Genomic DNA, 24,906 nt, shown 5'->3' with positions numbered 1-24,906 from the left:
CATTCGCAGAACGGCCTTTTGACGACAAAAAACTAGAGACTAAAGCAAGGGAAGAAACATGGCTCTGAGCGACAAGAATAAGCGCGCCTACAGCGCGGAAGAGATTGCCATTTTGGAAGGCGTGATCGACTACGCCGACCGGATGATCTACGAGGATCAAAACCTTGACGCGCTCGGCGGCTTTGCAGATACCCGCGGATATGTTTCTCACTCTAGCGCCCCTTTGTACAAACAGCTTCGCCGCAGTGCCTATGCAAAGACGGTTGTTATCGACACTGAGCTGAAAGGGCGGCTGGAATTTCGCCTTAGCCCCACTGAAGCTGTTTACCCAAACCAAGCATCTGGCTACTGTACGCCCCACTCCCCCGTGGGGCGGGTCGCCACCATTTTTCAGCCTGGCTACGAAGGCCGAAGCAAGCTTTGGGGCGACTACCGCATCATCGAAGTTCGTTCATTTGACCGCTTCGGAGGCCCGGACTTTGAGCCCAATGTGCGCAACTTCTTGCACATGGGCATCTTGGGCGACGACGGCAAGGATGCTGTTACCGATTTGCGGGCCTTCATCGGCAAGAAGAAGCCAGCCAAGCCGTCGGTGCCGACCGAAGCTGAGCAGCCAGCAGAAGTCCGACCAGTCGCCCCCGCCGCCACACCAGAACCAGTCATTGAACTGCCGCCTGCTGAAGTCCAGATTGCGGAGTTCACCGTTGTGGAAGAAGCAGACGACGCTGAAACCGAGCTGGAGATTGATGGCGACGAAGACTGGAATCCTGATGAACCCCCGGTCAAGCAAGAAGAGTACTTTGGCCTGAGCGAGCGTTTCTTCACTCACCAGACCATTGAACAAAACCAGATCATCGCGCGTTCGCCTGTGGGTGCGATGTTCGTAGAAGGTATTGCCGGCTCCGGCAAGACTTCAGCGGCACTGGGTCGCACGAAGATGCTGACCACCTTCAACGCGGCAAGCGTCACGGATGAACAGCTGTTCCGTGATGTGGTGGGGCAAGACCAAGATTACTGGTCTGCAGACTTTGCGGGGCAGTTCTCGCAAGAGAGTTGTGTCGGCTTTGTTCGCACGGGCGAGTTGATTCAATACCTGCAAGAGACCTGTCGCCGTATCGACTTGCCCAATCTTCCTGTGCATGAATACAAGGAGCTGCAGACCCGGCTTCGTGAACATCGCAGCCTGACCCGCAGCTCGGTTCCGGGGCGACGATGGGTTGGATACACCGAAGCACGCAATGCGCATGCAGCGTCAACCATGGCGTGGTTGCACGCCGCAGACCAAGCCATAGCCAGGCAAATTTCAACTCAATTGATCGCAGCATTGCCCAACACAATGGAGTTGGCAGAGCCCTTTGAACCGGATGTCCGTGCCAAGGTGGTGCGGGTTGCCAAAGTTGCGCTTGAACACTTGCAACACGACCTCCAAGAAGTGGCAAACGAACTGGCTCAGCCCCCGCGTCAAGGCGCATTTGCTCTGGATCGCCTCGCAACTCGGCTACTGAACAAAGTCGAGGACGTTCGCAAGCGGGTAATGGGGGCCAAAGTGATTTGGACCCGTGTGGATGACAAAACTCTGTTCGCTCCAGATGAGAACGCCTTGGCACGAAAGCTGGTGGAGCACAAAGCTGCGCTGTACTTTGCATCGGGTCAGCGTTTGGTCTTCCTTGATGCAAATGGACCTATCGACGCCTCATTGCAATTGCTGACGACGACTGGCGAGCCTTTGGCTTGGTCGGACGAGACAAGGGCGCTGATGGCGTCCGGCAAAGTGATCGCCCGCGAGCCATCAGGCAAGAATGTTTATGCAGTGGCGTCTGACGTGAATCACCTTTTCATGCGACTGCTGCCCGAGGCCACGGAGCTGATTTATGCACCCGTGGACGGAGCCTTGCACCGCTTACCGCGAATGCTGGGCTGGGGCCGCGCCAAGCTACCGTTGTTGCCTGTGATGGATGAGAAGGCCGAAGAAGAGCTGGCCGAAGAAGAAGCAGATGGCGCGGGAGAGCCGCCAGGACCCGGTCAACCGCGAAACAGCACACCAGACGCTGTATTTCGACGTGTTGTACGCCGCAAACTGCTGCAGCCGCTGGCGAGCGTAGCCGACCAATACCTTGCTGCATTGCAGTCGTCCGCAGGCATGTTCCCGGATGCTGACCTTGCCCAGCGACTCTATGCGCAGCTGAGCAAGTTCAAGTTGGCAGACGAAGACATTGACCTCCTGCTGTGCTTGAGCCATTTGATGGGCCGAGGCCTGAAACAAGGTGGATTGAGGCAGCTGCAGGAACCCACGTTCTATCAAGCCGTGTTTGTGGACGAGGTTCAAGACTTCACTGAACAGCAGGTCTTTCTGATGGTCGAGCAGGCGAACCCCAAGTACCGAGCGGTAACGGTCGTGGGAGATATCGCACAAAAGCTGCACCATGGCAGCAGCATTGATCTGAAGGCCTGTTTCCCAGGCCAACCTGTGCCTCATGTGAAGCTGACCGAAAACCTTCGCCAAGCCGAAGCGCCAGGATTGGCCCTGTTCAGCGCCAGCTTCCGTGCCGTCTTGCAAGGCGGGGAACCTCCGCCGCCCGCGTTGGCCGACAAGGCCAAACAACAAGGTGCGACCCTGATACGTCCGCGTATTCAAGTGTGCGAGACAGATGAACTCATGGACGCACGCATTCTTGAGGCTTTGGTCTCTGCTAAGCGATACCAAACCGTGGCTGTGCTGTTCCCCGACTCTGTGACAGCCGCAAAGGTCTACAAGCGCCTAGAAGTAGAGCTTCGTGAACGCATGGTTGAGGCGGAGCTTTCAGAGAAGGTAAATCTGGCCCGGCGGCATGTTCGCCATTTCGCTGATGTGGCGAACTCCAAGGGGCTGGAGTTCGACGTAGTGCTGTTGGCTGGTGTTGACCAATACGACCTCAGTAACGCGTCGCATATCAATCGTCTGTACGTAGGTATCACGCGCGCACGACAAAACCTTGTACTGCTGTCTGGAACCAAGACCTTGGCGCCGCAGCTGGCCGAAGTGCGTGCCGTCTATCAAGACTTGGCGGGGCGTCCATGACGCGCAAGACAATCTTCACAAGAATTCGACTCCGGCCCTCGCAAGTACGCGTTGACCAGAGCGTGGCATGAACATGAAGCTGCATTTTGAATCCGACCTGCCTTACCAAAGGGAGGCCATCGAGGCTGTGTGTGACCTGTTCCGTGGTCAGGAGGTCTGCCGCTCGGTTTTCACGGTCACCGCACAGGCGCTGGGTGGGGACGCTCAGCAGAGCTTTGAGGGCAAGCACTTCACCGAAAGTGGCGGCATTGGCAATGCGCTGCAACTGGTGGTCGATGAAGAGCTGAATGCCAACCTGCAACAGGTTCAGCTTCGCAATGGCCTGCCACCGTCTCAGCCTTTGTCGGCGTCCCTGCCGCTGGACTTCACCGTGGAGATGGAGACCGGCACGGGCAAGACCTACGTGTACTTGCGAACCGTGTTCGAGTTGAACCAGCGGTATGGCTTCACGAAGTTCGTGGTTGTGGTGCCATCGGTCGCTATCAAAGAGGGGGTGAACAAGACACTGCAGATCACCCGTGAGCACTTCGAGGCTCTGTACCCCGGTGCCAAAGGCTACGAGTTCTTCCAGTACGACTCGGACAAGCTCGGCCAGGTGCGTAACTTTGCGACCAGCCCGAACATTCAGATCATGGTCATCACGGTCGGCGCCATCAATAAGTTCGGGGATGAAGCTGCCGCGCTGGCAGAAGAGTCGGACGAGGCCAAACGCCGGGAAAAGTCCAAGAACAAGATGTACCGCGCCAGTGAGAAAACGGGCGGAGAGCGCCCCATCGACCTCATTCGCGGCACTCAACCCATCTTGATCGTGGATGAGCCGCAGAGCGTGGACGGCGGCATTGACGGCAAAGGCAAGAAGGCCTTGGCCCACATGTCACCCCTTTGCACCTTGCGCTATTCGGCTACGCACGTTGACAAGCACAACATGGTGTACCGCTTGGATGCCGTGGATGCGTATGAGCAGCGGCTGGTGAAGCAGATCGAGGTGGCTGCAGCCACGGTGCAAGGGGGCAACAACAAGCCCTACGTCAAGCTGCTGGTGGTCAGCAATAAGCGCGGCGTCATCACGGCCAGCATCGAAGTGGATCGTGAGAACGCAGCCGGTGTGGTGCGTCGTGATGTCATCACAGTGCAAGACGGTTTTGACCTGGAACAGGAGACGGGCCGCCCGCTGTACGCCGACATCCGTATTGGTGAGATCCGTACCGCTAAGGGCGATCAGTACCTGGAGCTGAAAGTGCCTGGCAGCGAGGTGTACCTGCGGGTGGGTGAAGCCTGGGGCGATGTCGACGCCAGTGCCATCCAACGCGAAATGATCCGCCGCACCATCAAGGAGCACCTGGACAAGGAAAAACGGCTGCGCCCGCTGGGGGTGAAGGTGCTGAGCCTGTTCTTCATCGACGAGGTGGCGAAATACCGGCAGTACGACGACCAAGGCAACCCGGTGAAGGGGGACTACGCCTTGATGTTCGAGGAAGAATACAAACGCTGGGCACGTCACCCCGACTACCAAAGCCTGTTCACCGAGGTGGACCTGAGCATGGCCGCCCACGAGGTGCACAACGGCTACTTCTCCATCGACAAGAAAAAGATCGGTGGCAAAACGGTGGAGATGGTCAAGGACACCAGTGGCAGCACAGCGGCTGACGATGACACCTACAACCTCATCATGCGCGACAAGGAAAAGCTGCTGAGCTTTGAGTCGCCATTGAAGTTCATCTTCTCGCACTCTGCCCTGAAGGAAGGCTGGGACAACCCCAACGTCTTCCAGATTTGCAATTTCTCCACCCGCGAAACCGAGCGTTGGCGCAGGCAGACGATTGGCCGAGGCTTGCGGCTGTGCGTGAACCAAAAGGGTGAGCGGTTGCGCGGATTTGAGGTCAACACGCTGACGGTGATCGCCACCGAAAGCTATGAGCAGTTCGCCGAAAACCTGCAGAAAGACATCGAGAAAGACACCGGGATTCTGTTTGGCGTGGTGCAAGACCACGAGTTCGCTGGCATTGCAGTGGTGCAAGCTGCCGGTGACTTACAGCCAATGGGCTTTGAGGCCTCCAAGACCTTGTGGGCACACCTGAAGGCACAGGGCTACATCAACGACAAGGGTAAGGTGCAGGACACGTTAAAAACTGCGCTGAAGGATGGCACCCTGTCGTTGCCCAATGAGTTCGAGGCACAACGTCAACAAGTCGTCGCGGTGCTCAAGAAGCTTTCTGGCAAGCTGGAAGTCAAGAACGCCGATGATCGCAAGCAGATTGCCGTGCGTAAGTCGGTGCTCATCAGCCCAGAATTCCGCGCCCTGTGGGATCGCATCAAACACAAAACCACGTACCGGGTGCAGTTTGACAACGAGAAGCTGATCGAACGCTGCATTGAAGCCTTGAACGACGTCCCTCCCGTTGCCAAGACACGGCTGCAATGGAAAAAGGCCGGCATGGCGATTAACAAGGCTGGCGTCGATGCGTCCCTGCTTTCAGTGTCTGATTCGATCACCTTGAATGAGGGTGACATTGAACTGCCTGACGTTCTGACGGAGCTGCAGGATCGGACACACCTAACCCGCAAAACAATTGCTCGCATCCTGACCGAAAGCACGCGACTGAACGACTTCAAACGCAACCCGCAACAGTTCATCGAGTTGGCTGCCGATGCCATCAACCGGTGCAAGCGGCAGGCGTTGGTGGACGGCATCAAGTACCAGCGACTTGGCGATGAGCATTTCTATGCCCAGGAGCTTTTCGAGACCGAAGAGCTGACGGGCTACCTGAAGAACCTGGTGCAGGACACCACGAAATCGGTTTACGAACACGTGGTGTATGACTCAACGGTCGAGCGTGATTTCGCCGAGGCGTTGGAGCGCAATGAGGCCATTAAGGTCTATGCCAAGCTGCCAGGCTGGTTCAAGGTGCCTACGCCATTGGGAACGTACAACCCCGACTGGGCGGTGCTGGTGGAGCGCGATGGTCAGGAGCGCCTGTACTTTGTCGTGGAAACCAAAAGCAGCCTGTTCGATGACGACCTGCGTGACCTGGAGAGCGGAAAGATCAAATGCGGCGCGGCGCACTTCAAGGCGCTGGCGGTGGGTGAAAACCCGGCGATCTATGGCAAGTTCAGGAATGTGGATGGCGTGCTGGACGTCGAGCGACCTCTAAAGACTTAAGCAACATTCTTTGCCACCACACGGACCCTCGTAAGGGGTCCGTGTGGTGCGTCTCTTCATGCTGAACTATCAGCCGCAGGAAATTGATTCTTGGTGGCCTTCATCCTCAGCTTCTCAACCAAATCCGGCTTGCCCCGATTATCGCGACCATAGTCACCGATGTCCTGGCCTTCTACGTTGGTCGGATAAAACTCCTCCACCACGGCAGCCCCATCTTCCTCGGATTCCTCAAGCTCCCCAAGCGCAAACCCGGCCCTGGCCGCTTCATCCAGTGCCGCCTGGTCCATCCCCGCCGCTTTGCGTGCCTCCCATTCGACCCGGGCACTCGTGATGGCCTGCGCCAGCGTTGTCTCCGCCCTGAGCGACAGGTCCACGTAGTAGATCGGCGCGCGGTGCGACAGCGTGGTGGACTTCCCGCGCAAACGTAGCTCCAGCGGCAATGTGGACAACAAGCCACCCGACGCCGCATGGAAGTAGCGCAGCCGGGCCGAGAGCGTGCGGATGCTGTTGAACCCGGTGGTGCGCAGCACAAAGCTGCCCAGTTCATCACTCCCGGCTCCCTCCACGTCGATACGCACATTCAGGCGTCCATAGGGCTTGCAGTTGCCGCCTTCGGCCAGAGGGCATGCCTGTGGTGACGGGCATGCAAAGCTCTGCATCCCGGATAGGGTGGCCCGCTTGCAGGTCTCCCCATTGCCCACGCACAGGGGCCGTCCGGTGGACCGGTCGAACATCGTGTAGTTCGCCCGCAGACTCAGGTCTGGATCGTCAAACAGCAGGCGCACCGGAATGCTGCGCAGCTTGGTGCTCTTGTCCTTGCGCAACTGCTCATCGAGCGGATGGTTCACCCATCCATCGCGGTTCTGCACCTGGCTGGTGATGGTGAATTCGTCATCCTTCTCCGGCAAGCGCTTACCGTTCTTCTCCACGACTCCCCGATGGCCACCCCAAACTGCTCCACTGTTGGCCAGTCAAACTGCTCCAGGCAGGACGGGGTGATTATGCGGGGTCTGAGGTGATGATCAGGCGTGCAGCAGCCTCTTTGAGCCTGTAGCTCTTGCCCTCGAACTCCAGCATGGCGCAGCGGTGCATGAGGCGATCGAGGATGGTGGTGGCCATGGTCGCGTCGCCCAGGTAGCGACCCCAGTCCTGCACGACGCGGTTGGAGGTGATGACGATGGAGCGGCGCAGCTTGTAACGCTGGTGGACCAGGGCCTGCAGCAACTCGGCGGCATGCTCGCTGATGCGCCTTGCCAGGAACAGGTCATCGAGCACCAGCAAGTCGGCCGCCACCCAGCCCTTGAGCAGACTGGCGCGCTCGTCGGCGTCGGCCAGCGCATAGCGAGCGAACTCGCTGTCAGCTTCGATGTAGGACACGTCATGACCGAGCAAGGTGGCTTGGTAGGCCACGGCCTTGGCGATGTGGCTCTTGCCGGTGCCGGGCTTGCCTACGATCAGGGCGTTGGCGCCTTCGCTGAGGAACTTCAAGGTGTGCAACTCGAAGCAGGCTGCGCGCGGCAGCTTTGGGTTGAAGCGCCAGTCGAAGTCGGCCAGGGAGGGCTTCTCATCCAGGCCGGAGAGCTTGAAGCGACGTGCCATCAGCCTGCTGTGGCGTCGGTCGAGTTCGTCTTGCAGCAAGGCTGAGAGCGTATCCAGAAAGGGCTCCTGAGCGGCCTGGGCCTGCATCAGGCGCGTCTGCAGGGTCTCAGCCATGCCTGACAGGCGCAGCTTGCGCAGGGTGGCCTCGATGTCGTGGGGGGTCATGGCGGTCATGCGAAGAAATCTCCTTGAGGTGTGATGGCGGGTGTCGTGGCCGCTGTGGCCATGGCGAAGAGTTCGCCGTACTCCTGTGGGTTGCGGATGAGGTCGTGCGTTTGCGTGGTGCTCGCGGGTGCGGCCTGCGTCGCTGTCGGGGCGGCATCGAGTTGGGCCAGAGCCTGCGCCACCAGGCGTTCGGTGATGGCCTTGACGTGGCGGTAGCTGTGCACACCGTCGTCGATGGCCTGGGCACAGGCGGTGTTGACCATCTGGCGTGGATAGCGGTCGGCCAGGTGCACGATGCCCCACAGCTTGCGCTGGCCCACACGGCCTTCGATGGCAAACAGCATCTGGCACAGCCGGGCGGCGTCCACGCCGATGGCATCGGCCTGCTTGAGGATGTGGAGGGTCTCGCGGGAGGGGTTGAAGACGCGCTCGTCCATGGGCAGCACCACGGTGCCTGGCCGCTCGGCCAAGGTGTGCGTGCGCAGCAGGGCCTGGGTCTGTAGGTCGCGAATCTCCAGGCGGCGCTCGAAGATGCGCACCAGCACCTTGGTGCCAATGTGCGCCGGCCGCGCGGCGTAGCTGCAATGGGCCACGCGCACGCAGCCGTCGTCGCACACGGTGCGCTGCTCGTCACGGAAGTACGCCATGGGCAGCGTGGGCAAGGGCTGCAGGTGGGGCCGCTCTTCTTCGAACATGGCCTGTACCTGGCGGCGCTCTGAGCCGTGGATGCGAGAGGCCGCCCACTTGGTCTCCCAGTGCTCCAGGTAGGTGTTCTGTTCTTCAATGGTCTCGAAGCGCTTGCCCTTGAGTGCCGTGGCCTGAGTGTGACCAATGGCATTCTCGACACTGCCCTTGCGGTTGGGGTCACGTACCCGCGCCGGGTCGGCCACGACCTCGTAGTGTGCCAGGGTGGCGGCGTACACGGGGTTGAGCTCGGGCTCGTACAGGTCGGGCTTGAGCACGCCTTCCTTGAGGTTGTCCAGGACCACGTATCGGCACGAGCCGCCAAAGTAGCGCCAGGCTTGTTCGTGCAGTTCGGCCCAGACCTGTTGGCCAGAATTCCAGACCACGCGGCGGAAACTGCGGCGCGAATACCGAAGCGTGGCCACGAACAGGCGTGGCTTGCGCCAGCGGTCGGTGCCGGGCACGCGGGTGGGCGCGCCTTCGCCGAAGTCCACCTGCATCTCCTCGCCGGGCAGGAAGCTCAGGCGGTCGAACTGCTCAGGCTCACGCACCCGGATGCGCGCCACGAAGCGTTTGACGGAGTTGTAGCGTGCAGCAAAGCCGTGGGCATCGACCAGGTCCTGGTAGATGGCCGTGGCATTGCGGCCCAAGCGCAACTGAGCTTCGATGAAGGCGCGGTGGGGCTCACACAGCGAGGTGGCCGCCGGCGCAGGCGCCAGCAGTAAAGCCGGTGGCCGGGGTGGAGCAGTTTGGCTGGCCAGGGGCACAACCAGGTCGGTGGCCACCCCGGGGCAGTTTGAATCGTCAGGCGACGGGGGCGGCGGATCGCCCTGGGCCTCAAAGCGCTTAGCCCAGGCGCGGATGGTGTGGCGGGAGATGCCGGTGCGGCGCTCAATCTCGCGCTGGGTGTTACCCGCGCGCAGGAGCGTCCAGATCGTGGTTTGTAGATGTGGCTTCAAGACGTTCACCTCGTGAATCCCCCCTTGTGATCAAGGGGGTGGAAGTTACGTCCTGCACGTCAGAGCTGAGGCGCCTGACTCACCGAAATCAATGGGTCAACTCACCCCGGCCAGGTGGAGCAGTTTGGGTGGCCATAAGTGGGGCAGTTTGGGTGGCCGCCGGGGCACGACTTTGCCAATCGATATCCGGCCAATGACCGGGGGTGTCAATGCCAAACCTTTGAGCATGGTGAATCCTTTCAAGACAAAAAGAAGCGGACCCGCACCGATCTGGTGGAGGTCCGCTGTGAGTGGTTGATGGGTATGGTGGGGGGAGCTCTGGCGCCTACCTCGCCCGACTACTGCTGCACCAGAAACCGCCGACTGCCCGGCTTGGTGAGTGAATAGGCCTGTGCCAGCTCGGGCCGGTCTTTGAGCAACTGCGCGGTGTCCAGGACGGATCCGTCCTTGCTGCGCTTCCAGGACACTTCCCCGGTCTCGAATACCGCCCGCGTAGCTTCGCCCATGCGCTGCTGGATGCGTTGCTTGAGTTGTGCCTCCAGTGCGGTCTGGGTGGTGATGACCTCGCGCACCGCCAGCAGGTCAGAGAACACGCCCGACATCTCCAGATCGGTCGAGAGATCCAGCGTGGTGCCACTGTCCCGGGGATAGAGACAACGCAGTGCCAGATCCGCAGAGTCGGAGCCATCGGCCGGGGGCTCCTGGTCCCGCTCCACATAGCCCCAGAACTGCTGCTCCAACTGGATGAGCTGGGCGATCATCTCGGCATCCCGTTCGATCCGGAACACCTGCAGTTCCTGTCCCCCCATGAGCACGGCCACATCCGCCGCCTGTTTGCCGGTCACTGCGAGCTGGTGCATGACCTGCAGCTGCACATACTCGGGCACGCCATCGCGCCACAGCCTGGCCCCGTTGATGCCCGCCGTCTTGCACTCCAGAATCTGGACATCCGGGGCACCGATGACCTCACGGTCGAGGTTCGCCAGCATCCAGGGATGTTCAGGGTTTTGCAGCACGGCATTGACGCGCCGCACCCGGTTGCCCGTGCGCCGGGTGTAGTGCGCCGCCACGATGGGTTCGAGGAGCGTGCCCCAGTACATCGGACTTTGGTCATCATTGGGATCGACCACCGGCAGACCGGCATCACGCCCAGTCTTCTCCATCCACAGCTGCAGCTGGGACTTGTAGGGATGCAGGCCCACCGCAGCGGCAGCATCGGAACTGCCAATACCGCCCTTACGGACTGCCAGCCAATCATCGCGCTTGAGGGTGTTGGTCTTGACCAGCTTCAAAGCGGGCCGTGCCTTGGGGATTGCAGAGGACGACGGAACAGGAACTGAAGCCGTATGAACAGAGGGATGAGACATGGTGACTCCTTGAGGTATCGAAACTCCCGCACAACAAAAAGCCCCGGTCCCATTCAAGGGCCGGGGCTTTGCTGCGGAAGGAGTGGAAAGAATGGAAGGAAGGCTCTTTTGCTTCGGCGCTTTGGATCGTTGAACCTGGCACTCACGATGCCAACTGCAGCGCCTGTTCCAGCGCGCGTTGCTTGAGGGCGGCACCCTGGCCGAACCAGGCACTGTCGAGCCGATATTCCTGGCTGCGAGCGCGCCGCTCGTGGTCCACGAATTCGGTGACGGCGCACAACAGGCCCCAGGCGGTGCCTTTGGCTGCCTGCAGTTCAGCGCCACGGCCCTGGCCCTCGTACATGGCCTGCACCTTCTTGAGGGCACGCTCGTTCGTGAGACCCATGGCCTGGTCGGCGTGGGCATCCGTCTGGCACAGCACCTTGAGGAAGTAGTTCATGGACTCGTGGCTCTTGACCTTGCGCTCCGAGAGCGTCTTCATGCGGTACATGAAGCTGTCCCACTGGGCGACTGCAATGCCCAACTGCTTCTTCACGGCTTGGGCATCGAAGGTTGTGCTGTGAGGCACCTTGATCGCGCTGGAGGCACCACTGAGGGCGATGGACAGCGTGTTGTTGCAGACCACCCGGATCGTGGTGGGCGTGGCGGTGGTGGCGAGACTGCCGTCGCAGGAAGTAGCCAGCAGCAGGTAGCCGTTGACCACATCGTTGCCCTTGAGGGCCGAGGTCTTCCCGGTACGGGCCAGTGCCCAGAACTTGCGTCCGGCCTTGAGGACACCGGCGGTTTCCAGTTCGTAGCCGGATACCTCCGTGAGATCCCGGTAGAACTCCAGCACTTCCTTGGGCTGGACCACCTGGTAGCGGCCCGACACCACGGACAAAGGGGCCTTGGTATCGCTGCGGTACAGCACCTTCTGGTCGGGGAACTCCATGGCTTCGCCGTATAGGTTGGAGCTGTCGTCAGTGGCCAGGTAGCGCACGGGCGTCTCCCGGATATGCCATTGCATGCCTGCGGCCTGGGCCCAGACGTCGATGGGTTGTTTCTTGGGCAGGGCATTGCCCAGTTGGTGCCAAGGGGTCTGGTCGACATGGGCCATGGTTTCGATGAGGTGTGACATGGGAGTTCTTTCGAAATGGAGATGGAAATAGAGGAGAAGGCAGCAGCCTCCAGCGGAAGCTGCAGGTCTGGGTGCAGATCAAGCACGGGAGGGGCTGGTGAACACAGCTCCGCAGTTCTGGCATTCGCAGTTGCCGAGGTAGTGCTCGTCAACCACATCGCCCAAGCGGCTGCCAGCAACCGAGCCTGCCGTCGCGCCGAGCAGACCGCCCAGCAGGGCACCGGCGATACCGCCGAGCGCGATGCCGACAGGTCCACCGACCACCCCGAAGGACGCGCCGACCTGGGCACCGGACCAGGTGCTGGCGGCTCCGCTGGCCGCTCCGGCGACACCGCCAAGGGTTCTTCCAGTATCACGGCCGACTTGGCGGGTGGTCACGTGGGTGGATTTGCAGATAGGACAAACAGTCATGAAAAGCTCCTTGCGATGGACGCAAAAAAAGCCCGGGGCACGCGAACGTGCACCGGGCTTGTGGGTGGGGTGAAATCAGACCAACGAGAGGTTGGTCAGGGGGGCGTTTACCTAGTTGGCAACGCTTATATGTGTAACTGAAGAATCTCCAGATGCAGAGCTCGTGGTTTTTTTGAAATAGAATGTTACACTGATTTTCCAGTGACCTCGATTGCTTCCAGATGAGAAGTTAATTGAGGATAATAATAATTTATCCTCCCGGAGGAAATTAATGGTTCTCCCGCTTATTCCTTTAGCTTTAGGTGCTGCCTCGCTTGCGACAGGGGCGCTAGGTCTCAAAAAAGGATTTGATGCCAAGAAAAGCCTTGAAAAAGCTCGCCTAATCGGCGAAAAAGCCCAGCGTCATTACGATGAAAAAATAAAAGAGTTGGATGAAAGACGAGAGCATGTTAATTCAGAGCTTGAAGGGCTTGGGCAATATAAGACCCAAGTCTTCAAGCAGACGCTTGGCTATGTTGTACAGCAGATAAGAAATGCTAGATCTTCGATTGAGGGCATTGATGAGCATATTCTTTCCATCGATGTTCGCGAGGTTGAAATTATTGAGACGGAGTTAACGCGAATATCCGCTTTAGACGTTGGTAATGGTTCGATGCAGGGTATTGCTGCTGGCACAGCCGGAGCTTTCGGAGCTTATGGGACTGTGGGATTACTAGCGAGCGCATCTACTGGTACTGCAATATCGAGCCTCTCGGGCGCAGCTGCAACAAATGCGACACTTGCATGGCTAGGGGGCGGTAGCTTAGCAACCGGAGGGCTGGGCGTTGCAGGCGGAACTTGGGTGCTGGGTGGGCTAGTCGCGGGGCCCGCTCTAGCGATTGCTGGCTATGCACTTGCTAGTAAGGCTGAAGAGGCATTGACCAAAGCTGAAGAATATAAAGCAGAAGTCGATATTGCCATCGCTGAACTTAATGCCCCAACATTGCTCCTTGATGCAATAAAATCAAACATTGATGAAACTCGATATGTTCTCGCTGAATTAGTCCAGCGTTTTGCCATTATAAAATTGGATTACGAAAAGCACTTGCGCAAAGACAGTGGGTGGCGAAGTTGGCTTGTGAAACTACGCGGCAGAAACTATCAGGCGAAAATAAATCAAATTAAAGAAGAAAAACTTGAAAAAATAATTTACCTTGGAAAATCTATAAAGGCCGTCATTGGGGAGCCATTGCTGGATAGTACGGGTGCAGCCTCTCCGGGTTTTAAGACGAAAATAGCAGGGATAGTAAATGTTGAGAATATTGATTCTGAACAAAAGAAATGCCTCAGCTGTGGCAATGCTATTTCTTCCTTTGTTCGAATATGCCCGGAATGCAATGAGTCTCAAAGCGTAGTAGTCCAGCAGTCCCCTGTAAAAGAAGAGGCTGTAAATACAAAAATATTTGCAATTGGTCTGATCGGCGCATTGGCGCTAATCCTGGTGACAGTGTATTGGATGGTAGGGAGAAAATTCGATAATCTGTCTATCATCCCATCTTTCCAGCAATCGGTGTCCACCCCTGTTCAAAACGTCGAAGTTCCCGTATCTGTTTCTAGTAAAAAATCCCTGATTGATCAAGTTTTTCAAAAAGCTTCTATCGGAATGTCTTTGTCATATTTCGAGAAAATAGCTGGGTCTGCAAAATACATACAACCTAATGATGCGGTAAGAACCTATGAGATCGATGGGTGCGAGGTAGCAGCTTATTTGAACAATGGCGATCAAAAAACAATTCGAGCACTGAATGTGAAGATCACTCCCGCTTGCCATGCGAAAATCGGAAATTTTGTTTGGAGCGAGGCAGCTGATACGACATTGAATACGCTCACGTTTGCGAATTTGGAGAAAATTCTGGGCGATACGATGTCCTACTCAGCGAATTGTCTGATAAATTGCGGTAATGCATATGATCCCTCTGTTTACGCTCATTGGAGTGGGCCAAGGGCTTTGGATTCCATTGAGGTCATGGCAGAGGTTGTCATGGTTGAGGATGCCGCACTTGAGGCTGCGAATAAATGGGCCGAAGCTATGGTTGCGATAGAAGGTGAGGAGTGGGTTACGGATAATAAATTTAACTGCGAGCGGACTAAATTTTCTCAATTGGCAAAAAGCTTGTTCTCAGCAGTGAAATTAGATTCGCTAACAATAGGGCATGATCTTGACAATGGGCATTGTCAGAATTAAGAAAACATGGAATTTTCACGAATAGACTACTTCAGCGTCGTTCATTTTTGGAGTGCGTATGAAAAACTCTTCTAAATTCCTTGCCTCTCAACCTTCGAAGGGGCTCGGAAAAATAGTTCCTGGCAAAGATGGGCTAAATATTGCCCAAGGATTCATGGAGGTTGTTCGCGCAAGGCAACAGTATTTGCAGATCAAAGAAGAAGAGTTGACAAAGCGCACTGCCATTCAAAAAAAAGCAGAAGTTGATATTGCTGAAATACGAGAAAAATCGCAGTTGTTGCGCGATTATTTTATAATGTCGTTTTCTGAAAGGCGAGATAATTTCGATCGCTGTTTTAATATGCTTGACGCCGGGTTGTTAAGCGGAAATGACAAGCAAGTCGATGCGGCGCTTTCACTAATAGTCGATATTGTAAAAGAGTCTCCTCTTAAGCAGGCGGCGAACGTAATGCAGCAATTGAAAAATAGAAATGAAGGCGACGTTATAGATATTTAATGCTATCGCAAGAAAATATGAATGGATAAAAGTGTCAATGATCGCGAGCAGGCTACGTCGGGAGATCGCATTTCCTGAATCCGGTCAAACGTCCATGGATGCCGCTGTCTGCTAGGCGACTACAACGCGGAAACGCCAGGAGTTTTGAGGGTGGTTCTCGCCGTCCCGAACCGCCGAGCGGTGTTTCTTCACCAGGTGAGGGCTGGAGGAAAGCCCCGGGACGAATCTGCCATCGGTCTGCCCCGTGCCGAACGACCGTGTGCATGCGATCTCTTTCTTGAGCGCAGGCGCGTCGTTTAGGTCGATGCACTCCATGCCTTGCAGCTCGCGTACGGTGCGCTCTAACACGACGCTCCAGCGCCTGCGCACGGTGGCTGGGTCCAAACGCGCCAGGTCCAACACGGTGTGCACGCCCCCCTCATGCAACTGCGTGGCGATCTTGCGACCCACACCCCAGACCTCTTCCACCAGCGTGGCCCGCAACACGTCGTCTAGATCCTGGGCTGGCAGGGCGGCCAAGTTGCACACCTGCGCCAGCTCAGTCGGGTAGCTGCCTGGTTTTCGCTCTGCCGTTTTGGCGATGTAGTTGGCCAGCTTGGCCAGGGTCTTGGTCTGGCCGAGGCCGACTCTGCAAGGGATGCCCACCCACTGGTTGATGCGGTTACGGATGGCCTGGCTGCGCTTGGTCAGATCGCCGTGCACGCCCTGCAGGCCGATGAACGATTCATCGATGCTGTAGATTTCTTGCGTGGGCCCCAGGCCTGCCGCCAGGCTCATCATCCGGTCGCTCATGTCGCCGTGCAAAGTGAAGTTCGCACTCAGCGCTACCAGGCCGTGGGTTTCCTCCATATGGCGGATCTGGAGCCACGGCGCCCCCATCTTGATACCCAGGGCCTTGGCTTCATTGCTGCGGGCGATGGCGCAGCCGTCGTTGTTGCTCAGCACCACCACGGGTCGCCCGTTGAGACTGGGCCGGAACACGCGCTCACAGCTCACATAGAAGTTGTTCCCATCAACAAGGGCATACATACCAGTGCACTCGCAAGAGCCCTGAATTTAGGATGTGAGGAACAGTTTCACGCAGCCCCGTACAACACCCCAGACCTCGATGGTCTGACTGTCGCGCGGGATGATGTCGGGATAGGTGGGGTTGGCAGCCTTCAGCTTCATGCGTCCGGCGCGCTGGTGCAGGTACTTCACCGTGCATTCGCCATCCACCAACGCCACCACTATGCAGCCGTGCTTGGGACGAACGGCGCGGTCCACCGCGATGATGCTGCCATCATCAATGCCAGCCTCACGCATAGAGTCGCCGCGCACGCGCCAAAAATACGTGGCCTGCGGGTGTTTCACCAGCAATTGCATGATGTCTAGCCGATCCACCACAAAGTCATCTGCTGGCGATGGAAACCCCGCCCGCACGCTCACTCCGCAGATGGGCAATGCGAGCACCAGCGCCGCCGTGTCAAACGGCACGGGCATGGGGGAATCAAAAACACTGTGCATATTTACAGTATAGCGACCGACTGCCAGAATGCCGCCATGTGTACCTACTACGAGGTTCCTGACCGCGACAAGTTGGCTCTCCACTTCGGGGACGTGCCCGAGGCGGAGTGGCGCGACAAGATGAGCCCGCTCTATCGGGGACCCTTCCTGCGTGCCAAAGGCGAAGGGCGCGAACTGGTGGTAGGCCAGTGGGGCATGATCCAGCCCAACTCCAAAACGCACATTCCAACGGGCAAGGACGGCAAGCGCCTGAGCACCGTCAATGCCAGGCGCGAGGGCATGATGAAGTCGTGGACTTGCGGGGGGCCATGGCGAAAGGGGCAGCGCTGCATCATCCCGGCGCAACGCTACGCCGAACCGTACTGGGGCACTGGCAAGCACATCGCCTGGCAGTTCTCACGCGCCGATGGCGAGCCCTGGGGCCTGGCGGGCCTGTGGAGTGAATGGACCGACCCGGCCACGGGCGAGGTGTTGGCCAGCTACACCATGATCACCCAAAACTGCGATCACACACCGGTGCTAAACCTGATGCACCGACCAGACCCCAAGCGCCCGCCGAACCTGCAGGACAAGCGCACTGTTGTGCCCCTGGAAAAGGGCGACTGGGATACCTGGTTACATGGCGCTGTTGAGCTGGCCGATGGGTTGATTCAGTTGCCTGCGATAGAGCGGTTTCAGCACGGACCACTGGACCCGACAGTCGAAGCAGAACTGCCGGTTTCTTTGTGAAACGGTCTGCAATTTTTCCTCTGACAGCGCATTTTAGAGTCGCAGCCACACGCCGACCCGGTCGATGTGGCCGAGCTCGAGAGGCAGCGGTAGCGTCTTCCGAATCAGATCGGCGATCCCGGAGTACTTGGAAGTTTTCAATTCGACGCCGACCTGCGGCGTCGAGCAATACAGCGCCCAAGCCTCCATCGACTCCCGTCGCTTGGCCAATTGCGTGCTACGCGCATAAGCGGCCTTCGGCCTTGTCTTTGAGTTGATGGGCCAGGGCGTTTTCGATGACCTCTTTAGGAAAGTGGGTCGTATCGCCCGCCCAGTCGCGACATCTGGAGCGAAAGCTGTGCACGGTGTGATAGACCCAACCCAAAATTTTAAGTGGGTTTTTATGTGGGTCAGAAACCAACAAGCGTCGTAAGTTGTTGATTTATATAAAAAATTGGCGGAGAGGGCGGGATTCGAACTCGCGACCCTCTGCTCCCAAAGCAGTTAGCCAAATCTTTAAAATCAACAGCTTACGCGATTATCGTCTAACGCCCGAGCATATTGAAGAGTACTTTTTTCACTCTGGTGAATTTTCTGGGTTAGACACGATTTGCGCAGATTCCTGCGGCTCTTTCTCGGCATGGAAGGCGGTCCAAAACCACAGATTCACCCTTCGGCGCGGGCTCTTTCCCAGGCGGTAGGTGATGCGCACGGGGCCTAAATTTGGCGTGTCCACCACGGCCGATAGCTTGGGTGATTGGCCAGGGCCAGCTGGCGGCAACAGGTGGGACCCAGCCGCAATGTCGTCGCCCCGAATTTTCACCAGGATCCCGTTGTCCACACCGAACTCGATCATTTCAGCCTGCTTTCCGGTGGCAGTGCCACAGTACCCACGCCCGCTGGTGGACGTGGCGCGATCCAGTGCACCCACAACCCCTTGAGCCAGGCTAGAGCGCACACCACCGCCACCACAGCAACACCCCATTGCCCGCTATCCCAAACCGCCCAGAACCAGAACGGCTGACTCGCCAGGCCAACGATGCAGGCCCAGCGCTGGAACCGCACGCTCCGGCTCTGTGAAAGCCAGATGGCAGTCGGGCCCAGCAGGGCGATGGCGGTTTGGACGATCTGATCGAGGGGCATCCTGGGATTCTGCACCACTGGATGCAAAACCAGTATCACAACAAGCCGTCAGCCGCTGCGGCGTAGGCAAAATCGGACACATGGCAGCCCAAAACATCATAGACCTCCCCCCTCACAACCCCGGAATGGCTGAAAGTCACCGCCGGGTGACAAACGCCTTCCGCGTGCACTGGAAGACGCACCCCGGGGCCACCCCACAGAAACTGGTTCTGACCCAGAAGCAGGCCGATGACCTCGAACTGACTCAGCTCTACGGCGGCGCCTCGCTGCCCGGCTACACGCATACGAAAGGCAAGTTCTTCGACCGCCCCGTTGAGGTGTCTGCGACGACGGCCGGCGTGCTGGTGGCCCATGACGGAACGGAAATGACGCTGGCTGACTACGACAAGATGCCCACCTGAACAGCCTTCTGCAAGTGCTTGATTGCGGGGTGCCACTTGCCCACCGCGATCCTGGCCTGCACTCGCTTGCGGTACTGCGCTGGCGAAGGCGCGGAACACGGACGCCCTTTGTGCCTCATGGAGTTGCAGTGAAGGCACGCTGCAGCGATGTTTGCCGCAGTGTCCCGGCCCCCATCCTGGCGAGCGTCCAGGTGCTCAGCGGTCGCACGCAGAAGACGAGCCAGGGCCACTGTGAGGTGGAATCGCTCCACAAACTCGGCTTCGCCATCACCATCCCACATGGGGAGCTGGCAGTAGTAGCAGCGGCAGTTTTGAGCTTGGAATGCCTTGCGGCGAAGTGAGGCCAGTTTCGTCATGGCAGGAACAGACTTGGTTGAACAAGCTATTCCCGCCGGTGCACACGCCTCGGCCGCGGGCGCCGGGCGTTACGCTTTATACCGGCTATGCGGAGCCATACAGCTCACGCGGTCGGGGTCGCGGACCCGAACGGTCAAATTCTAACGAAAAAGGCCCGCGCTGTGCGGGCCTCTTCAATATTCCGGTTCTCAACTAGCGTCACGCAGATGGGCATAGGCGCCAGCGCGGGATGACGTGATGACGTGATGACTGGTCTCATTTCGGTTTATGTGGTTTAGCGAAAAGGCAAGACCCGCCCCCATTGCATGACCCATTGCGCTTTAATTCAATCTATCTATATCCAAAGATATTCGCAAATCACCCATTAATTTAAGTTGAGCGCTATCAAGCGTAGCACCGGAGAATTCTTTTGAATCGAGACTGACAAATAAATTTAAACACCCCCCAGCATTCGAGAAATTTTCAATCTCATGATTTTTCGCCACTAGCGCGACGACAATATTTTCAATTGCCTTCCCAAGATCAATATTTTCACTTTGCTCGATCTCACAAACGCAATAGGAATAGTTTGCAACCCTATTATTCGACAGACTATCACCACTGCTCCACATTTTTTTGATATTGAGCCCCAAAATATTGGCAAGATAACTCAGATCACCATCTTGTTTTTTCAGGCGCAACGAGAGAAAGAAATCTTTTTTCATTTGCACAACCCTGTGGATCCTTGTGTATAACCATCTGCTGGACCATTGTTTATTGCATTCCCGTCAGGGTCACTGGTTATTACATCGCCGTTTGGAGCGATGCCTGTCCAGTCACGCGGACCGGCACCAACGCCATCCTTGATGTCGTGAATATCACCTCGGCCGAGCCCACTTTGATCTATTGGGATAGTTCCTGGAGGTGCATCAATCGGGCGAGATTCATTTCCCGGCTTCCGTGGTTTGTTAAAAACTAAATCCAGGCCATAGCCGACACCCGCCAAACCTGCACCGATAGCAATGTCTACTCCAGTAATGACTATCGGTACAAGGGGGAGCACAATCGCAAATTTTCCACGGGGATCAATCCTACTGACCGGATTTCCCCCAACATAGGCAAACCGATTCCCCCCCCCGTTAAGCCCGATGGGGTCCCCCTGCGTATACCGCCCCGTACCCGGCGCATACGTGCGGAAGTAGTTGTAATGGAGCCCCGTCTCCTTATCAAAGTACTGCCCCGGATACCGCAGGTTGAACGTGACATCCGGAAAGCTGGTCGTGCCCGTCGTCGGGTTAGTCATCTCACTCGTAAACCGCTTGGCCGCCGTGGTCGGCTGCTCATCCCCAAACGCACTGTACGCCCACTGCCACACCGCCTGTCCATTGGCCTGGGTGAGTTTTCTGGGGGTGTTCAGGTGGTCGCTGTGCACGGCATACGTCTGGCCGTTGACCACTGCCGCAATGGGCATGGGGCCATTGGCCGTGGGCAGCCAGAGGTATTGCGCGCTGCCTGAGGTGGCGGCGCTGCCTTCACCGTATTCGGCCAGCAGGCTGCCGTCTTCTGCGTACACATAGGTCCAGCCCAGCTTTTCGGCATCGCTGGTGGCGGGGCTCCAGAGTTTGCTGAAGAAGAAGTTGAGCAGTTGCTGGATGAGGCCGGGCTGTTCGCCCTGGGGGTCCTTGCCTTCGTCACCGTCATCGGCCAACAGGTTGTTCAGGTTCTTGCCGCTGCCCGCTTTGCCTGCGGCGCTGTACAGCGGCTCGGTCTTGAACACGCGCTGGCCCAGGGCGTTGTGGGCGTACTTGGTTTTGGGGGCGTCGGCCCCTTCGCCCGTGGTGGCGCTTTCCATGCGGCCCTGGCTGTCGTAGGCGTAGCTGCGCAGGCCATCGCCCAGCAAATCGCCTGCGGCGTTGTACTGGTAGCTGACGCTGGTGGTGGCGCTGTTGCCGCCAGCGGTGGCGGTTTGCTCAAAGCCCAGCAGCCGGTTGTGGCCTGCGGCGGTGCCGTAGGCGCGGCTGATGCTGCTGGTGGCGGCCGGTGTGCCTGTGGTGGTCTGCACGCTGGCCGTGCGGTTGCCGTTGGCGTCGTACTGGTAGGTGGTCGTGCGCACGCTGTCGCCCATTTGGGTGATGCGGCCCAGGGTGTCGTACTGCACGGTCCAGGTGGTGTCGGCGCGGGCCAGGGTGCTTTGCAGCGGGTTGGTGCTGCCGGGCTTCCAGAGGTTTTGCGTGAGGCTGGTGATGCGGCCTGCGCTGTTGTACTGGTAGCTGCTGAACTCTGTGGCGGTGAGCTGGCCTGCGGTGTTGTAGCTGCGGGTGGCCGGGATGGCGGCCGTGGCGCCGGGCAGGTTCCAGCGCCAGCCGGTGGGCTGGCCCAGGGGGTTCCAGGTGATGTTGCTCACCAGGCTCTGGCCCGCCCAGGTCAGGCCGGTGAGCAGGCCGGTGCTGTTGTAGACATGCTGCAGCACTTGCCCACCAGGGTAGGTGGTGCTGGCCAGCAGGCCGCTGGCGGCGTAGGCATAGCCCACGCTGCGGGCGGTGCCGCTGATCAGGGTCTGGGTCTTGGCGGTGACGCGGCCGAAGTGGTCGCGCTGGTAGGTGATGGTGCCGCTGGCGTCCACGACTTCGCTCAAGGCGCCTTTGCTGGCGTTGGGCTGGTCGGTCTGGTTGTAGGCGGGGCCCGCCAGGTCGTAGCGCAGGGTGGTGGTGGTGCCGCCCGGCCGGGTGATAAGCGTGGGGCGGCCCAGCAGGTCGCGGTCGATGTGGGTGGCCTGGCCCAGGGCGTCGGTCACCGTGCTGGGCAGGCCCAGCGCGTCGTACTGGCTGCTTTGCAGGCCGCTGTCGGGGCTCGATTCGCCGGTGGCGTTGCCCAGGGCGTCGCGGGCGTAGGTGGTGCCTACGCCTTTGAAGTCGCTGGCCTGGGTGACGGCATCCAGGGCGTTGTAGTTCAGGGATGCCGTGGCGTTGGCAGCGTTGGTGATGGTCTTGATGCGGCGCAAGGCGTCCAGGCCCAGGTGGGTGGATTCGTTGGCGCCGTTGGTGCTGCGCACGGTCTCGCCGTTGGCGTCAAAGCCATGGGTGGTGGTTTGCTGGCCGCCCACGGTGGTGCTTTCCACGCGGTTCAGGCTGTTGATGCTGCGCGCCAGCAGCCACACAAGTTGGCCCTGGGCGTTGCGCACTTCTTCGCGGGTGCGGTTGCCCATGGCGTCCAGGGTGTAGGTGCCGCTGTTGTTGCGGTTGTCGCTCCAGCCGGTCATGCGCTGGGCGGCGTCGTAGGTGTAGGTGATGGTGTGGCCGTAGGGCAACCTGACGGTGGCCACCTGCCCCGAGGGGCGGTAGGTGAGCCGGGTGGTCTGCCCACCCCGGTTGGCAGTGAGCATGCGGCCCCGGGCGTCATAGGTGTAGGTGGTCACGAGGCCGGTGGGCGCGGTGTGGGTGAGCACGCGGCCGTTGGTGTCGTGGGTGTAGGTGTCTACATGGCCCAGGGCGTTGGTGCTGCTGGTGAGGTTGCCTGCACTGTCGTACTGGTAGCTGGTGGCGGCGCCGTTGGGGGCGGTTTCGGTAGCGACCAGGCCCGAGGGGTGGTACGTCCAGCTGGTGGTGCGGGCGATGCCGCTGCCCATGCCCGCACCGGTGTCGGTGATGGTCTGGGTGAGGGGGTTGCCCGCGCTGTCGTAGGTGTAGCTGGTGGTGCGGCCGGGCTCGCTCACAGAGACGGGCAGGCGCCACTGGGGGTGCCAGCTGGTGACGGTGGTGCGCTCTTCGGGTTTGCCTGCGGCTTCGGTGACGGCGGTGGGCAGGCGGCGGGCGGTGTCCCAGGCGTAGCTGGTGGTGGTGCCCAGGAAGTCCGTCTCGGCGGTGACCAGGCCCAGGGGGCTTTGTACGCGGCTGGCGGCGTCGCGCAGGCCCAGGCCGTCGGGCTTGTCTGCGCCGGTAACGGCGAGCTGGCCCAGGCTGGCGCTGTAGTTGAAAGAGCGCACCGTGCCCAGGGGGTCGGTGATGGTGGTGGCCCCACCGCTGCTGGCGGGGTAGCCGACCTGGTAGCGCTCGACCGCACCGGCATGCTCGGTGCTGACGGCCCGGCCCACGTCGTCATAGGCGTAGGTGGCGAAACGCTGGTTGTTTTCGTCCACGATGCCGGTCAGGGCATGGGGGTAGCTGGGGTGTTCGTAGAGGTAGGTGTTGGTGGTGTTGTCGGCATAGCGCGCCGTCAACAAACGATCGGATGTGTCGTATTCGTAGCTCACCTGCACCTTGCTGCCCGCAGCCACCGAGACCAGCTGGCCCTTGGTGTTGTAGTTGAGCTGCAGTTTGCGGCCAAACTGGTTGGTCACCGTTTTCAGCATGGGAATGCTGTTGATCTGCACATAGCCATAGGTGGTCACCCAACCGTTGCGGCCTGTGACGCTTTGCAGCAGCCCCGTGGCAGAAAACTGCAGTTTGCGGTCCGCGTCCAGATCGGTGTAGAGCCAGCCGCTGGCATTGGTCTGCAGCCTCTTGCTGCCGTTCTGGTTTTGCCAGGTGGCGGTGGATGCGGAATAGGTGAACCGCTGCAGGTCTCCATTGCCCATGACGAGGGTCTGTGCGGTGCCGTCGCTCCAATTGAGGGCACTGCCGGCGGGTTTGAGCTTGGCGCTGTGGTTGTGGCCCCACCCGGGCGACATGCCTACCAGTGGCAGTACATAAGTTGCGCGGCTGTTGGCGTAAAGGCTGCGGTAGGTGCGCGACCAGTTCAGGGCATGGGGGCCCTGACCGATGACGTCGCTGAAGGGTTGATTCTTGTCGCCTGTTGCAGGAATGATTGGGTTGGGTGTGCTGCCGCCCGAGTAGGTGTGGGAGCTTTTTTTGCACCCCCCCGAATCCGAGGATCCAGGCGGGCCAGCGGCATCCGGCAGAGTGGGCGGCGGCGGTGATGGCGGTTCCGAAGGCGGTGGTGGCGTTGATTCTGGCGGGTCCAGCTCTCTGGTGCAGACCATGCTGATTTCACGTTGTTTGTCGCTCACAAAGGGCGCTTGTCCTGGTGAGTCCAGGTATCCGTGCGCATAAATCCAGTGGTCTCCTGGAAAGCAGCTGACCAGCCAAATAGGCTTGTGCGTTGGCTGAGAGGGGTCCCTGTTCCCTGATGCAACGCTGGCTTCCGCTGCGCCGCACCAGTCCGGGCCTCGCAGTTCCGGCGTATCGGTCCAGTAGTAGAAGTACTTCAGTGTTTCATTGGCTGGGCAGGAGGTAAGGGAGGTGTTGGGATAAATCACCTCAAGCGAACCATTGCGGGTGAGATTCCTTAGCCGGACGGGGCCGGTCAGAAGGCGTGGCGGCATGGGCGCTGATGCCGCCCCCAGCGGGGCCGACGCAGCGAATGGCTGGTTTTGCGCAAAGGCTGCTGGCGTGCCAAACGCCACAGCGCCCACAACCGCAAGATAGCCCCCTGCAATGGCTGCGAGCGCACGCAAGCCACCGCGTCTTTTTTCAAGACGTTGCATTTATTCTTCCCTCCCTTTGGTGCGCCAGACTGTAGAGAGCGCGCAGCCACGAGGCAAGAGATTCAGCCCCGCTGCATGTAAATTTATGTA

The 24,906-nt window shown here is 59.0% G+C and carries 18 protein-coding genes and 1 pseudogene; 6 read left to right on the top strand and 13 right to left on the bottom strand.

Features of this window, described 5'->3' with window-relative positions; genetic code table 11:
* Window positions 1–58: 58 nt before the first annotated feature.
* Both ACSQ3O_RS11190 and ACSQ3O_RS11185 read left to right on the top strand, forming a co-directional pair.
* Window positions 59–3,058, top strand: coding sequence for an ATP-binding domain-containing protein (locus tag ACSQ3O_RS11190; protein ID WP_436138917.1), 3,000 nt, complete (start codon window positions 59–61; stop codon window positions 3,056–3,058).
* Window positions 3,059–3,131: 73 nt separating this feature from the next.
* Complete coding sequence (locus ACSQ3O_RS11185; protein ID WP_436141110.1) at window positions 3,132–6,218, top strand: type III restriction-modification system endonuclease; 3,087 nt, start codon at window positions 3,132–3,134, stop codon at window positions 6,216–6,218.
* A gap of 56 nt (window positions 6,219–6,274) precedes the next feature.
* Here ACSQ3O_RS11185 and ACSQ3O_RS11180 read toward each other — a convergent pair whose 3' ends face one another.
* The 6 genes from ACSQ3O_RS11180 to ACSQ3O_RS11155 form a co-directional block, all read right to left on the bottom strand.
* Window positions 6,275–7,189 carry a recombination directionality factor gene (locus tag ACSQ3O_RS11180; protein WP_436141109.1) on the bottom strand — a complete coding sequence of 305 codons (915 nt, stop codon included), beginning with the start codon at window positions 7,187–7,189 and terminating at the stop codon, window positions 6,275–6,277.
* A gap of 28 nt (window positions 7,190–7,217) precedes the next feature.
* On the bottom strand, window positions 7,218–7,982 hold the full coding sequence (gene istB, locus ACSQ3O_RS11175) for an IS21-like element helper ATPase IstB (protein WP_374258801.1): 765 nt from the start codon (window positions 7,980–7,982) through the stop codon (window positions 7,218–7,220).
* A 5-nt stretch (window positions 7,983–7,987) separates the two neighbouring features.
* Complete coding sequence (gene istA / locus ACSQ3O_RS11170) at window positions 7,988–9,634, bottom strand: IS21 family transposase (RefSeq protein ID WP_374258795.1); 1,647 nt, start codon at window positions 9,632–9,634, stop codon at window positions 7,988–7,990.
* Between the two features lie 329 nt (window positions 9,635–9,963).
* Window positions 9,964–10,992 (bottom strand): YqaJ viral recombinase family protein, encoded by a 1,029-nt coding sequence (locus tag ACSQ3O_RS11165; RefSeq protein ID WP_436138916.1) that lies wholly within the window; start codon window positions 10,990–10,992, stop codon window positions 9,964–9,966.
* Between the two features lie 142 nt (window positions 10,993–11,134).
* The gene (locus ACSQ3O_RS11160; RefSeq protein WP_436138915.1) at window positions 11,135–12,109 is read right to left on the bottom strand and encodes a DUF932 domain-containing protein; all 975 of its coding nucleotides are present in this window, start codon (window positions 12,107–12,109) and stop codon (window positions 11,135–11,137) included.
* A gap of 78 nt (window positions 12,110–12,187) precedes the next feature.
* A complete protein-coding gene (locus ACSQ3O_RS11155; protein ID WP_436138914.1) occupies window positions 12,188–12,520 on the bottom strand; it encodes a hypothetical protein in 333 nt (110 codons plus the stop codon).
* A 271-nt stretch (window positions 12,521–12,791) separates the two neighbouring features.
* Here ACSQ3O_RS11155 and ACSQ3O_RS11150 point away from each other — a divergent pair, with 271 nt between their 5' ends.
* Window positions 12,792–14,744 carry a hypothetical protein gene (locus ACSQ3O_RS11150; RefSeq protein WP_436138913.1) on the top strand — a complete coding sequence of 651 codons (1,953 nt, stop codon included), beginning with the start codon at window positions 12,792–12,794 and terminating at the stop codon, window positions 14,742–14,744.
* A 58-nt stretch (window positions 14,745–14,802) separates the two neighbouring features.
* Window positions 14,803–15,240 (top strand): hypothetical protein, encoded by a 438-nt coding sequence (locus tag ACSQ3O_RS11145; RefSeq protein ID WP_436138912.1) that lies wholly within the window; start codon window positions 14,803–14,805, stop codon window positions 15,238–15,240.
* A gap of 231 nt (window positions 15,241–15,471) precedes the next feature.
* Here the strand turns inward: ACSQ3O_RS11145 and ACSQ3O_RS11140 are convergent.
* Window positions 15,472–16,269: pseudogene (locus ACSQ3O_RS11140) on the bottom strand (Y-family DNA polymerase); the annotation flags it as partial.
* Between the two features lie 27 nt (window positions 16,270–16,296).
* Window positions 16,297–16,746 (bottom strand): LexA family protein, encoded by a 450-nt coding sequence (locus tag ACSQ3O_RS11135; RefSeq protein WP_436138911.1) that lies wholly within the window; start codon window positions 16,744–16,746, stop codon window positions 16,297–16,299.
* Between the two features lie 36 nt (window positions 16,747–16,782).
* Between ACSQ3O_RS11135 and ACSQ3O_RS11130 the strand changes: the two genes are divergently transcribed.
* Window positions 16,783–17,475, top strand: coding sequence for an SOS response-associated peptidase family protein (locus ACSQ3O_RS11130; RefSeq protein ID WP_436138910.1), 693 nt, complete (start codon window positions 16,783–16,785; stop codon window positions 17,473–17,475).
* Window positions 17,476–18,031: 556 nt separating this feature from the next.
* On the opposite strand, the gene ACSQ3O_RS11125 is transcribed toward ACSQ3O_RS11130, so the two are convergent.
* Complete coding sequence (locus tag ACSQ3O_RS11125; RefSeq protein ID WP_436138909.1) at window positions 18,032–18,310, bottom strand: hypothetical protein; 279 nt, start codon at window positions 18,308–18,310, stop codon at window positions 18,032–18,034.
* Complete coding sequence (locus ACSQ3O_RS11120; RefSeq protein ID WP_436138908.1) at window positions 18,307–18,597, bottom strand: hypothetical protein; 291 nt, start codon at window positions 18,595–18,597, stop codon at window positions 18,307–18,309. The genes ACSQ3O_RS11125 and ACSQ3O_RS11120 overlap by 4 nt, the downstream gene beginning before the upstream one ends.
* 80 nt (window positions 18,598–18,677) lie before the next feature.
* Between ACSQ3O_RS11120 and ACSQ3O_RS11115 the strand changes: the two genes are divergently transcribed.
* Complete coding sequence (locus tag ACSQ3O_RS11115; RefSeq protein WP_436138907.1) at window positions 18,678–18,998, top strand: hypothetical protein; 321 nt, start codon at window positions 18,678–18,680, stop codon at window positions 18,996–18,998.
* Here the strand turns inward: ACSQ3O_RS11115 and ACSQ3O_RS11110 are convergent.
* The 3 genes from ACSQ3O_RS11110 to ACSQ3O_RS11100 form a co-directional block, all read right to left on the bottom strand.
* Window positions 18,977–19,279, bottom strand: a complete 303-nt coding sequence (locus tag ACSQ3O_RS11110) for an HNH endonuclease (protein ID WP_436141108.1) — start codon at window positions 19,277–19,279, stop codon at window positions 18,977–18,979. The genes ACSQ3O_RS11115 and ACSQ3O_RS11110 overlap by 22 nt on opposite strands.
* Before the next feature lie 396 nt (window positions 19,280–19,675).
* Window positions 19,676–20,059 (bottom strand): hypothetical protein, encoded by a 384-nt coding sequence (locus ACSQ3O_RS11105; RefSeq protein ID WP_436138906.1) that lies wholly within the window; start codon window positions 20,057–20,059, stop codon window positions 19,676–19,678.
* Window positions 20,056–24,312, bottom strand: a complete 4,257-nt coding sequence (locus ACSQ3O_RS11100) for an RHS repeat-associated core domain-containing protein (protein ID WP_436141107.1) — start codon at window positions 24,310–24,312, stop codon at window positions 20,056–20,058. The genes ACSQ3O_RS11105 and ACSQ3O_RS11100 overlap by 4 nt, the downstream gene beginning before the upstream one ends.
* Window positions 24,313–24,906 lie beyond the last annotated feature (594 nt).

The sequence above is a fragment of the Acidovorax sp. LjRoot74 genome, assembly GCF_964254355.1.
Taxonomy (GTDB): domain Bacteria; phylum Pseudomonadota; class Gammaproteobacteria; order Burkholderiales; family Burkholderiaceae_C; genus Acidovorax.
This window is presented reverse-complemented; position numbering and strand designations above follow the sequence as displayed.